This window comes from Citrobacter sp. wls710 (assembly GCF_005281115.1).
GTDB lineage: Bacteria > Pseudomonadota > Gammaproteobacteria > Enterobacterales > Enterobacteriaceae > Citrobacter > Citrobacter werkmanii.
Window position 1 is genome coordinate 55,146 of record NZ_SZXD01000039.1, and the last position, 18,188, is coordinate 73,333.

Here is an 18,188-nt window from a genome sequence, read left to right on the forward strand (position 1 = left end):
GACAGAAGAAAGGAAACACTGTGAACAATAAGATGAAGACAATTGTCCCTGCCGTACTTTTCGCCGCCTTTGCCAGCACCTCTGCCTGGGCTGCCAGTAACGATACCGGTGCTCAGCCGCTGGAAAAAGTCGCCCCTTATCCTAAAGCGGAAAAGGGTATGAAGCGCCAGGTTATCCAGCTTACCCCTGAGAAAGATGAATCTACTCTGAAAGTAGAACTGCTGATCGGACAAACGCTGGAAGTTGACTGTAACCAGCACCGCCTGGGTGGAGAGCTGGACAGTAAAACGCTGGAAGGTTGGGGATACGACTACTATGTTTTCGACAAAGTCACCTCTCCGGTTTCAACCATGATGGCCTGCCCGGACGGCAAGAAAGAGAAGAAATTTATTACCGCGTATCTGGGTGATGACGGTATGCTGCGCTACAACAGCAAGCTGCCGATTGTGGTCTACACCCCGGAAAACGTGGAAGTGAAATACCGAATCTGGAAAGCGGAAGAGAAGATTCAGGACGCAGTCGCGCGATAAGTGAGAATGTGCCGGATGGCGGCGTACCGCCGTATCCGACCTACAGACGCATGAACCATGCCGGATAAGCGCAGCGCTTATCCGGCATTTTATTTACAGCGCGATATCCGCCACAGCTTTCTGCTCAGGCTGCGGTTGAGCCTGAGGTTTCAACTGCGGTTTTGGCGCTTCATCGGCAACCTGCGGCTTGTCGTATTTCAGACCCAGAACTTCGCTGGTGTATTGCAGCTCTTGTTCAGTTGCTTCAACGTTTCCGTTCAGCTTAGTACCATAAGACGGAATAATCGTTTTCAGCTTCGCCTGCCACTCAGGGCTGGCGACTTTATCTTTAAACACTTTTTCCATCAGATGTAGCATGATCGGTGCCGCGGTTGATGCACCAGGCGAAGCGCCCAGCAGCGCAGCAATCGTACCTTCTTTATCGCTGACGACTTCGGTTCCCAGACGGAGAACGCCGCCCTTCTCTGCATCACTTTTAATGATCTGCACACGCTGACCCGCCTGCCATAAACGCCAGTCTTCTTTCTTCGCCTGCGGATAGTACTCTTGCAGTGCGGCAAAACGGTCGTCATCGCTCAGCATCACCTGGCTTACCAGATATTTCACCAGATCGAAGTTATCCAGGCCTACGTTGACCATCGGCATAAAGTTCGACGTCGTGGTCGAGCTGAGCAGATCCCACAACGAACCGTTTTTCAGGAACTTGGTGGAGAATGTCGCGAATGGCCCAAACAGCACGACACGTTTGCCATCCAGGATACGGGTATCGATGTGCGGTACGGACATCGGCGGCGCGCCCACAGACGCCTGACCATACACTTTCGCCAGGTGACGATTCACTACGTCCGGGTTTTCCGCCACCAGGAACTGGCCGCCAACCGGGAATCCGGCATAGCCTTTCGCTTCTGGAATGTTGGTTTCCTGCAACAGCTTCAGCGCAGCGCCACCGGCACCGATAAAGACAAACTTCGCCTTGATATCATGTTCCGCTTCGTTGTTTTTCAGATCGGCGACCGTAACGGTCCAGCTATTGTCTGCATTACGCTTAAAGCCTCGCACTTCGGTGCTCAGTTGCAGCGCAAAGTTGGGCTTTTTCTGCAACGAGGCAATCAGTTGGCGCGTGATTTCACCATAGTTAACGTCAGTACCAATCTCGGTGCGCGTTGCCGCGACTTTCTGTTTCGGATCGCGACCTTCCATGACCAGCGGTGCCCACTCTTTAATCTGCGCGTGATCTTCGGAATAACGCATACCACGGAATAAAGTGCTCTGCTGCAGGGCGGTGTAACGGGCGCGCAGGAAATTCACGTTCTCGTCGCCCCAGACAAAACTCATATGCGGGACGGTAGTGATAAATGAGCGCGGTTCATGCATCACGCCATTATTGACCTGATAAGCCCAAAACTGACGGGAAATCTGGAAGGCTTCGTTGATTTCGACTGCCTTTTCTATGCTGATGCTACCGTCGGCCTTTTTAGGCGTGTAGTTCAGCTCCATCAGTGCGGAGTGGCCGGTTCCGGCGTTGTTCCAGCCGTTCGAACTTTCCTGAGCGACGCCATCCAGTCGCTCAACCATGGTCATTGACCATTGCGGCTCCAGCTCCTGTAAATAGGTTCCCAGCGTGGCGCTCATGATGCCGCCGCCAATCAACAGTACATCCGTTTCCTGCTCTTCCGCCGCTTTCGCTTTTGCCGCCATCGAGACAACATTCAGCCCAACGGCCATGGTGAAGAGCATGGCAGTCACTTTTTTCATAATGTTAATGCCTTACTTTTAGTATCGCTTTTTTGCTTTTAATGCAGGTGAAAATCGAGCGGCACCAACGGTAACACTTAAGTAAAAATAATTAAATATTGTTTATAAATTATATTTTAATTTTAAAAATGTTATTAATACGTTGATAATTTATACGGTTATTGACAATCACGTCTGGAAACCTGCCCGCCAGACGCGTACTATGCTGCGCTTTGCTATTCACCGCACGGATGCCTGTCGGTCTGCTGTTATCAGGCCCTTTCTGACCTGAGAGTTACTATGTCTGCAAAACACTCCTCCCCTGCGGTGACAGAACAGGGCACCCGCGCCGTACTGCGACAACCCCGCCTGCTGGTACGTGAAACACTGGCGGGGGTGGTAACCGCCCTGGCGCTGATCCCGGAAGTGATCTCTTTTTCCGTTATTGCGGGCGTCGACCCTAAAGTCAGCCTGATAGCTTCCGTCGTGTTGTGCCTGGCAATGTCTTTTTTAGGTGGTCGTCCGGCAATGGTTACGGCTGCTGCAGGATCGGTTGCGCTGGTGATTGGTCCGATGGTGCATCAACACGGCGTGCAGTACATTCTGCCTGCAGTGGTGCTGGCCGGGATGATTCAGATCCTGTTTGGTGTATTGGGAATGGCGCGTCTGATGCGATTCATTCCTACAGCCGTCATGACCGGCTTTGTCAACGCCTTGGGCATTTTGATTTTCTTTGCTCAGGTCCCACATTTTTGGGGTAAAAGCCCACTAATCTGGGGACTGTTTGTCCTGACACTGCTGATTGTGCTGTGGGTTCCACGGTTTATTAAAACAATCCCCGCGCCGCTTATCGCCATCGTGCTGCTGACGGTATTTACTGTAAGCAGCGGACAACTGCTACCAACCGTCGGTGACGAAGGTTCAATGAGCGGCGGCCTGCCGGGATTAACGCAGCTACTCGTCCCACTCAACCTGCACACTCTGGCGATTATCTGGCCCTGCGCGTTGAGCATCGCTTTTGTTGGTTTGATGGAGTCATTGTTAACCGCCCGTCTGGTGGATGATCTGACGGTGACACAGTCGAATAAGAATCGAGAGAGCGCGGGACTGGGGATAGCCAATATTCTGGCCGGATTTTATGGTGGCATTGCCGGATGCGCGATGATTGGTCAAACCATCGTTAACGTCGAGATGGGCAAAGGACGCAGCCGCGTTTCGACGATTGCCGCCGGACTTGTGTTGCTGCTGTTAGTCACCGCATTGAGCGAAGTCATGGCGAAAATACCCATGTCGGTGCTGGCGGGAATTATGGTGATTGTGGCGGTGAAAACCTTCAGTTGGCAGAGTATCCAGCCCGCGACACTGACGAAAATCCCCGTTACTGAAACGCTGGTTATGCTGATAACTGTCGGCGCAACGGTCACTACCGGCAACCTGGCGATTGGCGTGGTTGCCGGGGTGATGACGATGCTCATCCTGCCGCGCATCGTGAGACGCAAACCCGCGGCTACATCAGAAACAGGGTTGCCAGGCCGAGAAAAATAAAGAAACCGCCGGTATCGGTGATGGCCGTAATCATGACGCTTGAGCCGACCGCCGGGTCGCGCCCGAGCTTCACCATGGTCATGGGAATAATCACCCCCATCAACGCCGCCATCAGCAGATTAAGCATCATCGCCAGGGTCATCACGCCGCCGAGCGCCATATCATCGTACAGCCACCAGGTAATGCCGCCCATAATCCCACCCCAGACGAGGCCATTTACCAGCGCCACGCCCATCTCACGCAGGATCAAAAACGTCAGGTTTCCCGGCTGAATATTTTGTAGCGCCAGCGCACGAACGATCATGGTGATAGTTTGATTTCCGGTATTGCCGCCGATCCCTGCCACAATCGGCATCAGCGAGGCCAGTGCCACCAGTTGCGAAATCGTATGTTCAAAGCCATCAATGACCCGCGAGGCGATAAAGGCGGTACAGAGATTAATGGCCAACCATGCCCAGCGGGTTTTTACCGCCTTGGTCACGGGAGCAAACACATCCTCTTCGGCGCTTAAGCCCCCCATTCGACGCAGATCGGTATCGGTCTCTTCGTATACCACATCAACGATCTCATCGATGGTCAAACGACCCATCAACTTACCGGCAGGATCAACCACCGCGGCACTGACCAGGTTGTCACGTTCGAACGTACGCGCGGCGTTTTCGGCAATGTCTTCCGGGGAAAAGGTGAGCGGGTCATCTTCCATCACCTCGCTGACTTTACGCTGCACATCATTGAGCAGGATACAGGTTAGCGTCAGTTCGCCGACCAGCACCTTATTGCGATCGGTCACGAAAAGTTTATCGGTGTTTTCCGGCATCCTGCCCAGCCGCCGTAAATAGCGCTGCACCACTTCCAGCGTCACGTCCGGGCGCACGGTGATGACTTCGAACTCCATAATCGCACCGACGCGATTCTTCTCGTAGTGCAGCACCTGGCGCACGCGCGCCCGCTCCTCTGCGGGTAACGTTGCCAGCAGACGGCCTGTGAGGTTACGCGGTAGATGCTGGACCAGGTAAATCTGTTCGTCGATATCAAGATATTGCAACGCATCCAGCAGCTCGCGGTCGCTCATCTCATCAATCAGGTCGTCCCAGACGTTTTCTGACGCCTCAAGCAGGACGTTACCGCGCTTTTCATTTTCGACCAGCCGCCACAGGGCGTGGCGCTCTTCAGAAGGTAATGCTTCGAGGGTATCGGCCAGATCCGGCGGCGGCAGATGCGCCACCAGCGCCCCTACCTCAGCAATATCGTCGGCTAAGGTACCGACGTCATATTGCTCAGCCAGGGTAAGCTTGCCCAACAGCGTGGAAATAATGGCTTTATCAGTGGTCAGCAACCAGATGAGGCGCGCACGCTCTTCATCACGCAGTCTGGCGCTGTTTTTGTTGAATGCGGACATTAATCATAAATCCATGATATGAAATATCATTAATCATGATGCCGATTTATGTAAATAACAATAAACGCAACCGCCGGGCGGATAAAAAACCGGCGGTTGCTGGGATTACGCAGTACGAGCGACGGCATCTCGCGAGGCGGCGTCACGCTCATCGCCCACGAGTTCACTTAACTGTCCGTTACGCATCTCCAACAGACGATCGGCGTGAATAAAATAGTGATCGTCATGGCTAATAGCGAAGATGGTTTTACCCATTTCCTGCATCAGCGGCAATAACACCTGATAGAACTCACGGCGGAAGTGCGGGTCCTGATCGGCAGCCCATTCATCCAGCAGAATAATGTCGCGCTCCTCCGCCAGCGCCAGCAGCAGCGCCACGCGTTTTTTCTGCCCTTTCGACAGCTTGAGATTGAGAATACGCCCATCGTTCAGCTCAAGCTTGTGACCCATCTTCAGATGTTCCAGCCACTTCGCCACCAGCGCCGGATCGGCCTCTTTACCTTCCGGACCGAGCAGTTTGTCGAACAGCCAGACGTCGGTAAACACGGCGGAGAACAGCTTGCGATAGTCCTCTGGTTTTTCGACAGCAACCGCTTTGCCGTCGAGCAGGATCTCGCCTGACTGCGGCTGATACAACCCGGTGAGTAACATAGCCAGTGTGGATTTCCCGCTACCATTGCCGCCAATCAGGAAGATCAGTTCCCCGCGACGAATAGTCAGATTTACCGGCCCGACAGAGAACGCATTATCCTGATAGTGGAAAACCACGTTACGTAATTCCAACGTTTGCCAGTCCGGAAACGCGGTTGGGCGCGGGAATTCGGCCTTAAAGGGCGCCAGTGAGAACTTATTCAGCTTGTTGAAAGCGACCTGTGCAGTGAGCAGCGTCGGCAATGCGCCAACAGCAGAAAGCAGTGGCGTACGCAGGAATAACAGCGTCAGCGAATAGGTCGCCGCCACGGCGGTATCCGCCCAGCCCAGACTGTTAGCCATCCAGAACACCAGACCAATGGCGCCCAGCATCATAATGTTCGACCAGTTCACCGCGCTGAGGTGGAAGGTATCGGCGCGGATAATATGGTGACGATACTCTTTGGCATCCGGGACGTATAACTGATTAAAGATATGCTCGGCGCGCTCGCGGTTGAGCGTCAACTCTTTGCGCCCTTCCAACACCGTCTGGTAATCATTGTACAATTTGTCTTCTGTTTCGCGCAGGGTCGCCATATGTTTATATACCCGCGCAACCAGCACAAATCCGCCCCAGATGGTGATTGCCACCCAGATTGCCGTCACCAGCAGCATTTTGGTTGATAGCATCGCCAGATACGCCGCCGACCCGATGGTCAGGATAATCCCCTGCACCAGCTCAGGCAGACGGACAAAAGCGATGGTGATGTTGCGGATATCGCTGGTTAAACCGGCCAGCAACGAGGCGCTGCCAAGCTGTTCGATACGCTCGACGTGGGTGTCCAGAATACGCTTGATAAATTCACTACGCAGGCGGTAAACAAAGTGGTGTCCCAGCGTGGTTAACGCCAGCTGTGAGCCGAGGGTGACAACCATCAACAGCAGCAGCAGGCCAAGAAACTCCGGTAGCACCATCAACGTGGTGTCGACCGTTTCAATCAGGCGCTGGTTAATAAACGCAATCAAACCAATTCCCAACGCAGCGCTGGCGAGGCTGAGCGCCATGACGCTGATAAATGGCCAGCGATACTGCCGCCAGACAAGAAGTAAAAGTTCCATGCAAACAACCCGGACAAGTAATAACAGCCCGCAGTTTAAACATCTCTTTGCCGACAGCAATAATAATTCTTATTTTTATTCTTTTTTACCAGCCTGGCGAAACGTCAGATTGTAACGACAGTCACCGGTTAACGGATGATACCCTGTCTTAAGTGGCTGGATCCCATGATAAAACAACCGTGAGTTCCCACCCCATACCACGACATCGCCATGCTCCAGCAGTAAACGTTTTAAAGGGTCATTACGGCGCAAACCGCCAAACTGAAAGATGGCTGGTAACCCCAGCGAGACAGAAACGATAGGCGCCCGCAGGTCAGGTTCGTCTTTATCCTGATGTAATGACAGTTTCGCCCCTGGCGTGTAGCGGTTAATCAGGCAGGCATCGGGTTGAAAATCAGCATAGCCCGCTGCGGTTGACGCCAACTGGCACAGGTCCGCGAAAGTATCCGGCATCGGCGGCCAGGGCGTACCGGATAGCGGGTCAAACGGTGAATAAAGGTAGCCATGTTGATCCGTCGTCCAGCCCAAATGACCGCAGTTGGTCATCGCCACCGACATCGTGTAACCGCCGGGCGTCACCATCTGGCGAAACGGCGACTGTCTGGCGACAGCCGCGATCGCCTGCAGTAAAGACGGTGCGGACTCAAAGGCAAAACGTCGCAAAATTACCGCGCCGGATGCCAGCGGTTCTTGCCAGGGTTTCTCATCCGCAAAGAGATCAAGCATTACGTTTCCTCCCCAGTGGTTTCTCGTTGCAGTAACTGCGCTTTGCGCGTAATACCCCAGCGGTAGCCCGAAAGCGCACCATCATTGCGGATCACCCGGTGACACGGGATGACAATCGCCAGTTTGTTAGCTCCGCAGGCGCTGGCCACTGCGCGTACCGCTTTCGGTTTGCCGATGGCGCTGGCTAACTGCTGGTAGCTAACCGTCTTACCACATGGGATTGCGCGCAGCGCTTGCCACACCTGCAGCTGGAATGCGGTCCCGCGAATATCCAGCGGCAGAGACAACGACGTATTGCGCGTATTAATCACGGCGATGACTTCACGCACATGCTGCTGGAAATCGGCATCGGCTGCTTCATCCTGAGCGGCGGGAAACAGCTCATGCAGTTCCGCAACCAATGTAGCATCATCATCACCCAACAAGATCGCGCAGATACCGCGTTCGCTTTCCGCCACCAGGCAACGACCCAGGGCGCAATCTGCCAGGGTATAGCGCACAGAAACGTTGTCGCCGCCTTTGCGAAATTGCCTGGCGGTCATCCCTAGTGCCTGATCCGCTTGCCGGTAATAGCTGCTGCTGTCGGGGAATCCGGCGTTCAGAATCGCCTGGGTTACTGGTGCCCCTTTTGCCAGGGCATCGCGCAGACGACGAGCGCGCCAGGACTGCTGCCACGCTTTCGGGGTCATGCCCGTCGTGGCTTTAAACAAGCGGTGTAAATGATACGGGCTCATCGCCACCTGCTGCGCCAGGTCATCCAACGTGAGAGGCGACTCCTGCTCCAGCAACTGACAGGCGTGGGCTATTTTGTCCAGCCGATGCTGCTGCGCACTGTCTTTATCCGGCTGGCAGCGTTTACAGGGCCGAAACCCGGCGGCCTGCGCCTGCTCGGCATCAGCAAAGAAACTGACATTTTTGCGCAGCGCATGCTTCGCCCGACAGGACGGACGGCAGAAAATACCGGTGGTGTGGACGGCGAAAACAAACTGACCGTCGGCGTCAGCATCACGATCCACAACAGACTGCCAGCGGTCATCATCAGTTATGCGTAAACGACTTTTCATTATGGACTCCTTTGTTAAGCATAGCGCTTAGCCTCAGTGTGTCCTGATAGCCAGGTATAAAAACCCGCAATCTTGCTTTTTAATTTTTTTCGCTGAGCAGAAAGCTTTTAAACTGCGGCGACATCCAGGTTTTAAACCCTTGCCCCTCTTTCACAATCATATACACCGCCAGCCCTTCACGACGCACCACTTCTTTGGCCTTTTCCGGGCCGAGCACCATCAAACCGGTATCCCAGCCGTCAGCCTCCAGCGCCGTAGGGGCTATCACCGTCACAGACACCAGATTATGTTCGATCGGACGACCAGTTTGCGGATCGATAACATGCGACAGGCGTTTACCGTCCAGCTCGTAATAGTTACGGTAGCTACCGGAGGTGCTGATGCCGTGCCCGTTAATGTCGACAACCGCTTGCACCGCGTTTTCACGATCGGTGGGTTTCTGGATCGCCACCCGCCATGGATGTCCTTCCGCATTCATACCACGACTGTTTAGCGCACCGCCAACGGAAACCAGATAACGGGCGATCCCCTCTTGCTCCATCAGTCGCGCCAGATGATCGGCGGCATAACCTTCACCAACGGTAGACAGATCCACATACAGATCCGGCAAGTCTTTTTGCAGGTAGTTGCGTTGCGCCTCATTCACTACCTTCAGATGTGAAAGTCCGGTTTGCGCTTTTGCGGCATCAATTTGCGCCTGAGTGGGAATGTGCACGGGTTGCTGATCCGGACCGAAACCCCACAGGTTGACCAACGGTCCCACGGTGATATCCATCGCCCCATCGGTTTTCGCGCCAATTCTCAGCGCCGACGTGACGATATCCGCCATAGCGTCATTGACCGGCCACGGCGACAGGCTTTTCGACAGATTAAAGCGCATCAGGGCAGAATCATTTTTATAGGTTGAAAGAAGCTGATCGTCAGCATCAAGCTGAGTCTGGATCTTCTCCTGCAACTCCCTGGCGCGTTTGGCATCCACGCCCACCGCGCTGACCCGCCAGAAGGTGCCCATCGTTTTACCTTCCAGAACGGTGGCGGATTGTGTGGTCTGAGCCGGTTTCGGGGCCTCATCGCACCCGACAAAAAAGATCGTCACAGCCAGCAGCGCTGCGCGATAAAAATTCATTTCCATACGTAATTATCCTCATGCGAACGGGCGCAAGAGTACACCAAAAATCGTTGTTTGTACGGCGAAAAAAAAGCATTAAAAAAGGCCCCGCAGGGCCTTTTAACAACATGAACGCAGATTAGAACTGGTAAACCAGGCCCAGTGCTACGATGTCATCGGTAGAGATACCGGCACGTTGGGTGAAGTTATTGTCATCCAGCAGGTTGATTTTGTAATCAACATAGGTGGACATGTTTTTGTTGAAGTAGTAGGTTGCGCCAACATCAACATATTTCACGATGTCCTGGTCACCATAACCATTGTTCAGGTCTTTACCTTTAGACTGCAGGTAAGCCACGGATGGACGCAGACCGAAGTCGAACTGGTACTGCGCAACGGCTTCGAAGTTCTGCGCTTTGTTAGCCCAGCCCAGGTTACCCGCACGCGTTGCGTTGTAGGTCTGGGTGTACTGTGCTGCCAGGTACACATTGTTCGCATCGTATTTCAGACCACCAGTGTAAGTTTCAGCACGATCGCCAGTACCGAAGTTCAGCTTGTTCTGCTCGTCAGTACGTTTAGAGCTGGTGACTGCAGTACCCAGGGAGAAGCCTTCACCGATATCATAAGTGATAGATCCGCCAACGCCGTCGCCGTTCTGATTCAGTGCATCACGACCGTTGCCGGTCACACCAGTCATACCTTCACCTTCCGGGCTACCGTTTTTACCCTGGTACTGAATGGCAAAGTTCAGGCCATCAACCAGACCGAAGAAATCGGTGTTACGGTAGGTCGCGAAGCCGTTACCACGCTGCTGCATGAAGTTGTCCGCACCATAGGTGTCGCCGCCGAATTCCGGCAGAACGTCGGTCCAGGACGTTACGTCGTAAACCACGCCGTAGTTACGACCGTAGTCGAAAGAACCTGCATCAGCGAATTTCAGACCAGCAAACGCCACACGGGTCCAGGCGTTGTTTTCGTTTTCAGAGGAGTTACCCTGAATCTGGTATTCCCACTGGCCGTAACCGGTCAGTTGGTCGTTAACCTGGGTTTCGCCTTTGAAGCCGATACGCATATAGGTCTGATCACCATCTTTAGAAGAGTCATCAGAGAAATAGTGCAGACCATCGACTTTACCGTACAGGTCTAATTTGTTGCCGTCTTTGTTGTAAATTTCAGCCGCATTTGCTGCGCCTGCTACCAGCAGAGCCGGTACCAGGAGGGACAGTACTTTAACTTTCATGTTATTAACCCTCTGTTATATGCCTTTATTGCTTTTTTATGCCACTGCTCACTGGCTAACCCTCATTAACCAGTCGGCAACTTCATTCTCCGCAAAAACACAGAATAATCCAACACGAATATGATACTAATACTTTAAAGATGTTTCATTTATCTATGTAGATGTTTCAAAATATTAACAAAAGGGAACTTTTTTTAATTAAGAAAATGGAGAGAATAAGCACAAATAGTCAAGAACTATTACAAAATACATATAAATCAATTAATTAAACAAAACACAACCATAGCACTGAATGATAAAAAAAAATCTTCACTCGCAACTAAAATAGACTCGCTATCATCATTAACTTTATTTATTACCGTCATTCATTCATGAATGTCTGTTTACCCCTATTTCAACCGAATGCTCTGCGTTCGGTTTTTTTTTACTCTTCTTTACACAAAGCTGACTGTTCTGTGCTACCGATGAACAACTATCACGTCTATTAACCATCCCGTCACGTTGAGATCAGAAATAAACCTTATTATTAATTTCTTGTTATTTAATGCTAAATGTATACATTCACTACAAAATATTTGTACCCGCTATTCTTCGCTGTACATCTTTGCATCATCGGGGGTTACAGCAAAATGCGGCGCAGACAATGCAAACTCTGTCGCATGCTCCAGGTATGGCAATTCATACATTACCCTTTATACTGCCCCTTCATGTTTCGCGTCGTTTAACAGGTCATAAACACGAATGAGTCAGTCTGACACAACGGCTTCTACCCGATTCTCTCTCCTACCGGGAAATATTACCCGTTACTTCTTATTACTGATCGTGGTGCTGTTGGTGATGATGGGCGTCATGGTCCAGAGCGCCGTCAATACCTGGCTAAAGGATAAGAGCTATCAGATTGTCGATATCACCCATGCCATTCATAAAAGGGTCGATACCTGGCGATACGTGACCTGGCAAATTTATGACAATATTGCTGCCACGCCCAGCTCGCCTGGCGCAGAAGGGCTGCAGGAAACTCGCCTGAAACAAGATGTCTACTATCTTGAAAAACCTCGCAGAAAAACCGAGGCGCTGATTTTCGGCTCGCATGACAGCTCTACGCTGGAGATGACCCAACGAATCTCAACCTATCTGGATACGCTATGGGGCGCGGAAAATATTCCATGGTCAATGTATTACCTCAATGGTCAGGACAATAGCCTGATCCTTATCTCAACATTGCCGCTGAAAGATCTGACTTCCGGCTTTAAGGAATCGACAATCGGTAATATTGTCGACTCCCGACGCGCTGAAATGCTGCAGCAGGCCAATGCGCTGGATGAGCGCGAAAGCTTCTCGTCGCTGCGCCGTCTGGTCTGGCAAAACGGACATTACTTCACGCTGCGCACGACCTTTAATCAGCCGGGACATCTGGCAACGGTTGTCGCCTTTGACCTGCCGATTAATGACCTGATCCCTGCCGGCATGCCGCTGGACAGTTTCCATCTGGTCCCTGATGCCAGTTCAACGACTGAACACGTCAATGAAAAAGAGTCGCCTGACAGCGTCAGTATTAGCTTCAACAACAGTAAAATTGAGATCTCATCGGCGCTGGACTCAACGGATATGCGGCTGGTCTGGCAGGTTCCGTTTGGCTCATTGTTACTTGATACGCTGCAAAACATTCTTCTGCCGCTGTTACTGAACATCGCGTTGCTGGCTCTGGCGCTGTTTGGTTATACCACCTTTCGTCACCTCCCTGCCCGTTCAACCGAAGTGGCGCCAAATCTTGCGGCAAATAATGAACTGCGGATCCTGCGTGCGATCAATGAAGAGATTGTTTCCCTGCTGCCGCTGGGATTACTGGTGCACGATCAAGAAGCCAACCGCACGGTAATTAGCAATAAAATTGCCGACCACCTGCTGCCGCATTTAAATCTGCAAAACATTACCAATATGGCGGAGCAGCATCAGGGCGTCATTCAGGCCACTATCAATAATGAGCTATATGAAATCAGGCTATTTCGCAGCCAGATCTCATCGCGAACCCAGATCTTTATCATTCGTGACCAGGACCGTGAAGTACTGGTTAATAAAAAGTTGAAGCAAGCGCAACGGCTGTATGAGAAAAACCAACAGGCTCGCGCAGCCTTTATGCAGAATATTGGTAATGCGCTGAAAGCCCCGGCTAAAACACTGGCTGCTAATGCCGCCGCGCTCAATACCCCCGACAGCCAAAAACTGGCCAATCAGGCTGACGTTTTGGTTCGCATGGTGGATGAAATCCAGTTGGCTAACTTGCTGGAAAGCGACGCCTGGAAAGGTGAATCAACGCTGTTTTCCGTACAGGCGTTGATTGACGACGTGGTCCCGGAGGTGTTGCCGGCCATTAAGCGTAAAGGGCTGCAGCTACTGATTAAAAATCACCTTAGCGCTCATGACGAACGCCGTGGCGACCGCGATGCCCTACGTCGTATTTTGCTGCTGCTGATTCAATATGCGGTAACCACCACGCAGATTGGTAAAATCACGCTGGAAGTCGACCAGGATGAATCGGAGGCTGAACGTCTGACCTTCCGCATTCTGGATACCGGGGAAGGCGTCACGTTACAGGAAGTTGATAACCTGCATTTCCCATTCATTAATGACACACAAGGCGATCGTTATGGCAAAGCCAACCCGTTGACGTTTTGGCTGTGCGATCAGTTAGCCCGTAAGCTGGGTGGACACCTGAACATTAAAGCGCGGGAAGAGCTTGGAACACGTTATATAGTCCATGTTAAAATGCCACTGCACGATCAACATGCTGATAGTGAAGAGCGCCTGTTAGATGACGTCTGCGTAATGGTTGATGTGACCTCTAATGACGTACGGAGCATCGTATTACGTCAACTGGAAAACTGGGGAGCAACCTGCATCACGCCCGACGAACGGTTGAATAGTCAAGAATATGATCTCTTTTTAACAGATAATCCGTCTAATCTTACTGCCTCGGGCTTGCTTTTAAGCGATGATGAGTCTGGCGTACGGAAAATTGGCCCCGGTCAGCTGCGCGTCAACTTTAATATGAGCAATGCTATGCAGGAAGCTGTCCTCGAGCTGATAGAAGAGCAGTTGGCACAAGAAGAGCTCCAGGAGCTCCCCCTCGGCGGAGATGAAAACGCCGAACTTCATGCCAGCGGTTACTATGCACTCTTTGTAGACACAGTACCGGATGATGTTAAGAGGTTGTATACTGAGGCAGCAATCAGTGATTTCGCTGCGTTAGCCCAAACGGCTCATCGCCTGAAAGGCGTGTTTGCCATGCTTAATCTGGTACCCGGCAAGCAGTTATGTGAAGCGCTGGAACATCTTATTCAAGAGAAAGATGCTCCAGGTATAGAAAAATACATCAGCGACATTGACGCATACGTCAAGAGCTTGCTGTAGCAAGGTAGCCCAATACATGAACACTATGAACGTAATTATTGCCGATGACCACCCGATTGTACTGTTCGGTATTCGTAAATCACTTGAACAGATCGAGTGGGTAAATGTTGTCGGCGAATTTGAAGACTCCACAGCACTGATCAACAATTTGCCTAAGTTAGATGCTCATGTGTTGATTACCGACCTCTCCATGCCGGGAGATAAATACGGTGATGGGATCACGTTAATTAAATACATCAAGCGCCATTTCCCGAGCCTGTCGATTATTGTTCTGACCATGAACAATAACCCGGCCATCCTGAGCGCGGTACTGGATCTCGATATTGAAGGGATTGTCCTGAAGCAAGGCGCGCCAACAGACCTGCCGAAAGCGCTGGCCGCGCTGCAAAAAGGGAAGAAATTTACTCCGGAAAGCGTTTCTCGTCTGCTGGAGAAAATCAGCGCCAGTGGCTATGGCGACAAACGCCTGTCACCGAAAGAGAGTGAAGTTCTGCGTCTGTTTGCCGAAGGTTTTCTGGTTACGGAAATTGCCAAAAAGCTCAACCGCAGTATTAAAACCATCAGCAGCCAGAAAAAATCGGCGATGATGAAACTCGGTGTGGAAAACGATATCGCGCTGTTAAATTACCTCTCTTCCGTGACGCTGAGTCCTTCAGATAAAGAGTAAGTCACTGCCGATGGCACTGCGTTTATCAGACCTACGAACAACTTGTTTCGTAGGTCTGATAAGAGATCTCTTATCCCCGCGCATTCCTCACTCTTTCCGCATAGACCGTCAGAGTTTGCTTCAATACATCCAATGTCACTGGCTTGGAAAGACAGCTATCCATACCGGATTCCAGACAACGCTGCTTCTCTTCAGCCAGCGCGTTTGCCGTCACGCCCACAACCGGCAACGTTAAACCTAACTGGCGGATGCGCTGAGTCAGGCGATAACCATCCATATTTGGCATGTTGACGTCGCTCAGCACGATGTCGATATGGTTTTTACTCAGTACATTGAGCGCATCGACACCGTCATTCGCCGTTTTACACTGATATCCCAACGATCCCAGTTGATCGGCCAGTAAACGCCGGTTGATAGGATGATCGTCGACCACCAGTATCATCATGTCATCATTGGTCGCGCCGACTTTATCCGGGGCGGGGAGCGCCGTGGAGAGTTCTTCACTCCCCAGATCAACGCTGTAAATATGCGCCAGCAACGCGGGCAGTTCGTGCGGCGACGCCACGCTGTGCACCCACTCCCCTAGCCCCCTTTCCAACGGAATCCCAATATGTCGACGGCAGAAAATCACCGCGGCACGTCCTTGCCACGCCTGTTCCAGCACATCGTCGGCAACCAACAAGTCATCAGCGTCCGGGTGCTGCCCCTCATAACGCAGCACCGTCACCCCGTTACGCGTCAGACTGGATTCGACAAAGCGATACAGCGATGCGTTACGCACCGCCAGCCAGCAACGGGTGCCAGCCAGTCCTTCTACGCCTTTTTTCTGCGGATACTGGGCGCCATAAAGAGGAATACGGAGCGTAAACTGGCTGCCCATTCCCGGTTCTGAATCAACGGAAATATCGCCATCCATCATGCTGATCAGTTTTTCACAGATAGCCAAACCGAGCCCGGTTCCCTGGAAATTACGCTGTACGCCAGTGCCCACCTGGAAGAAAGGATCGAACAAACGGACCACTTCTTTGGCGGGGATCCCCACCCCGGTATCACGCACACGGATACTGAGGTAATCACCGTCACACTGCACATGCAGCACAATGCAGCCGGTATCGGTAAACTTGATCGCGTTACTCAGCAGATTGGAGATCACCTGCTGTAAACGCATAGGATCGCCATTCAACGCGACGGGCACATCCGGGTCGATAAAACAGTACAATCCCAACTGCTTACGCACCACCAGCGGCAGATAGTTTGCCGTAATATGGCTCATCACTTCACGCGGTGAGAACTCGCGCGGTTCAATCTTCAACTGTTCAGATTCAATTTTCGAGAAATCGAGAATATCGCTGATAATTTTCAACAGCAGGCTGGAAGAGTTATTCATCGCCGTCACCAGGCGATCCACCCCGTTGGGTAACTCTTTGGTTTGCAACAAATCGAGGTTACCGATAATGCCATACAGCGGCGTGCGCAGCTCATGGCTCACTGTCGCAAGGAACATCGATTTGGACTGACTCGCCTGTTCCGCCGCCTGGGCCATCTCCTGCAACGACTCTTCCATTTTAACGCGCGCGCTGACGTCAACCAGGACGCAAATTGCCACGTTTTCATTGCGATAGCGCGAATGCACAAAGCTGATTTGAAGATTGGTATTGTTACTGGTCAGCACATCGACAAAATTGACCTGCTGGCCGCAGATGATTTGCGTTAACCGTTGCCGGTCTTCATGCGTCAGCATATTCAGATAGGTATGCGCCAGTTCATTACTCAGGATGTTAATGCCATCCAGCGTGCGCAAAATACAAATCCCCACCGGCGCGGAAGCCACGATTTTACGGTTAAATTGCTCGTGTTCCTCCAGGCGCTGAGCATCGCTTTCCGCAGGAATAAAAATGCGCCGCTCATACATACGCGTGAGCATAAATAATGCCGCGCCGACCAGCACATTCAGCAGGATAGCGTTCAGGATCATCATGCGGATCCGCTCCAGCACCAGATCCACCGGAACAGAGTACACAATGCTCAGCGATGACGGCGGCAGATTTTTCTTCAGCACCAGATCGCGAAAACCCGGCGTATAGCCAAACCAGGAACGCTCCTGCATCCAGCGTGGTTCAGCCTTAATATTCCCCTCAGGGCCGGTGAGCGAAATCAGCGCATGGCCATTTTCATCGAGAATGGTCACCCCCATCGGCAAACTGCCCGGCGTGAAGAAGTTCTCCATGCGAATAGGTTGTTCCACGCCCAGCAGCGCCTGCAGACGGTTGGCAAGATAAACCGGCGTCAGCGCATAGAAATAGCCCACTCCAGGACGCGGCCCCTGGCTAATCCAGAACAGGTTATTACCGTTTTCATCCTGCGGCGCATTGCGATACTTAATAATACGCTCATGCAGCGCTTTCAGGGCCTGGTCACGTTCGACGGGCATCTCACGCAGACCAAAATTCGCCATACAGAGATTATCGCTGCCGATCAGGAATACGCGATTCAAATCATAGGCTGCAGAAAAATTGTCGCGCCAGTAGCGCATAAACCACGCCAGCGACTCCAGAGAACCTCGCCAGGCGTTGCCCATCACCGAACAGTCGGAGTCGGCAAACAGCGGCTCAAAGTTAGGTACGACGGTTTTGTCATCCCGCGCCCGCAGCGACATCACGCCGTTTTCCGCCGTTAAGCGATTCTCAGCAATATATTTCAGCTCTTTGATAACATCTGATGTGCGCTGGATATAACGCTGGGCCTGATCGGAGCTGAGGTTAAGCTCCTGATGGATCTCAGACTCTCTCTGGTGCAGCGCGTTCACAATGTAGAACACGGAGGCAAAAGCGATCAGACACCAGATCAGGAGCGCCAACGCTCTGAACAGGTAGCGTGAGACTTTTAGGGTTGAATGAACGGAAGCAAGGTATTTCAAAGGGGCGAAGCTCCGCCTCAGGGCATTAATAGAGTGTGGTTAAGGTAGCGGTAAATGTCCGGCGTCGCAATGCCCTCTCTTTACGGGAATATGATACA

12 protein-coding genes are annotated in these 18,188 nt (G+C 52.0%); 4 read left to right on the top strand and 8 right to left on the bottom strand.

What is annotated here, in order from left to right:
- Positions 1–32 precede the first annotated feature (32 nt).
- Positions 33–530, top strand: a complete 498-nt coding sequence (eco, locus tag FDX14_RS18580) for a serine protease inhibitor ecotin (RefSeq protein ID WP_061382229.1) — start codon at positions 33–35, stop codon at positions 528–530.
- 93 nt (positions 531–623) lie between these two features.
- Here eco and mqo read toward each other — a convergent pair whose 3' ends face one another.
- A complete protein-coding gene (gene mqo, locus FDX14_RS18585) occupies positions 624–2,285 on the bottom strand; it encodes a malate dehydrogenase (quinone) (RefSeq protein WP_061382093.1) in 1,662 nt (553 codons plus the stop codon).
- 279 nt (positions 2,286–2,564) lie between these two features.
- Between mqo and FDX14_RS18590 the strand changes: the two genes are divergently transcribed.
- Positions 2,565–3,809 (top strand): SulP family inorganic anion transporter, encoded by a 1,245-nt coding sequence (locus FDX14_RS18590; RefSeq protein WP_061388442.1) that lies wholly within the window; start codon positions 2,565–2,567, stop codon positions 3,807–3,809.
- Here the strand turns inward: FDX14_RS18590 and mgtE are convergent.
- From mgtE to FDX14_RS18625, 6 genes are all read right to left on the bottom strand, one after another.
- The gene (gene mgtE, locus FDX14_RS18595; RefSeq protein WP_038642202.1) at positions 3,772–5,208 is read right to left on the bottom strand and encodes a magnesium transporter; all 1,437 of its coding nucleotides are present in this window, start codon (positions 5,206–5,208) and stop codon (positions 3,772–3,774) included. The two genes, FDX14_RS18590 and mgtE, sit on opposite strands and share 38 nt — an antisense overlap.
- Positions 5,209–5,313: 105 nt before the next feature.
- A complete protein-coding gene (locus FDX14_RS18600) occupies positions 5,314–6,957 on the bottom strand; it encodes a multidrug ABC transporter permease/ATP-binding protein (RefSeq protein ID WP_079223354.1) in 1,644 nt (547 codons plus the stop codon).
- A gap of 75 nt (positions 6,958–7,032) precedes the next feature.
- Positions 7,033–7,683 carry a DNA oxidative demethylase AlkB gene (gene alkB / locus FDX14_RS18605; protein ID WP_042307174.1) on the bottom strand — a complete coding sequence of 217 codons (651 nt, stop codon included), beginning with the start codon at positions 7,681–7,683 and terminating at the stop codon, positions 7,033–7,035.
- A complete protein-coding gene (gene ada / locus FDX14_RS18610; RefSeq protein ID WP_137350032.1) occupies positions 7,683–8,747 on the bottom strand; it encodes a bifunctional DNA-binding transcriptional regulator/O6-methylguanine-DNA methyltransferase Ada in 1,065 nt (354 codons plus the stop codon). Before ada ends, alkB begins: the two co-directional genes overlap by 1 nt.
- A gap of 79 nt (positions 8,748–8,826) precedes the next feature.
- Complete coding sequence (gene apbE, locus FDX14_RS18615; RefSeq protein WP_042307169.1) at positions 8,827–9,879, bottom strand: FAD:protein FMN transferase ApbE; 1,053 nt, start codon at positions 9,877–9,879, stop codon at positions 8,827–8,829.
- A gap of 115 nt (positions 9,880–9,994) precedes the next feature.
- Positions 9,995–11,095, bottom strand: a complete 1,101-nt coding sequence (locus FDX14_RS18625) for a porin OmpC (RefSeq protein ID WP_061382097.1) — start codon at positions 11,093–11,095, stop codon at positions 9,995–9,997.
- 741 nt (positions 11,096–11,836) lie between these two features.
- Between FDX14_RS18625 and rcsD the strand changes: the two genes are divergently transcribed.
- Both rcsD and rcsB read left to right on the top strand, forming a co-directional pair.
- Positions 11,837–14,506 (top strand): phosphotransferase RcsD, encoded by a 2,670-nt coding sequence (rcsD, locus tag FDX14_RS18630; protein ID WP_137350033.1) that lies wholly within the window; start codon positions 11,837–11,839, stop codon positions 14,504–14,506.
- Between the two features lie 16 nt (positions 14,507–14,522).
- On the top strand, positions 14,523–15,173 hold the full coding sequence (gene rcsB / locus FDX14_RS18635) for a response regulator transcription factor RcsB (RefSeq protein WP_003027592.1): 651 nt from the start codon (positions 14,523–14,525) through the stop codon (positions 15,171–15,173).
- Between the two features lie 70 nt (positions 15,174–15,243).
- Here the strand turns inward: rcsB and rcsC are convergent, their stop codons facing one another.
- Entirely contained in the window at positions 15,244–18,090 is a 2,847-nt protein-coding gene (gene rcsC / locus FDX14_RS18640; RefSeq protein ID WP_137350034.1) for a two-component system sensor histidine kinase RcsC, read from the bottom strand.
- Between the last annotated feature and the right edge of the window lie 98 nt (positions 18,091–18,188).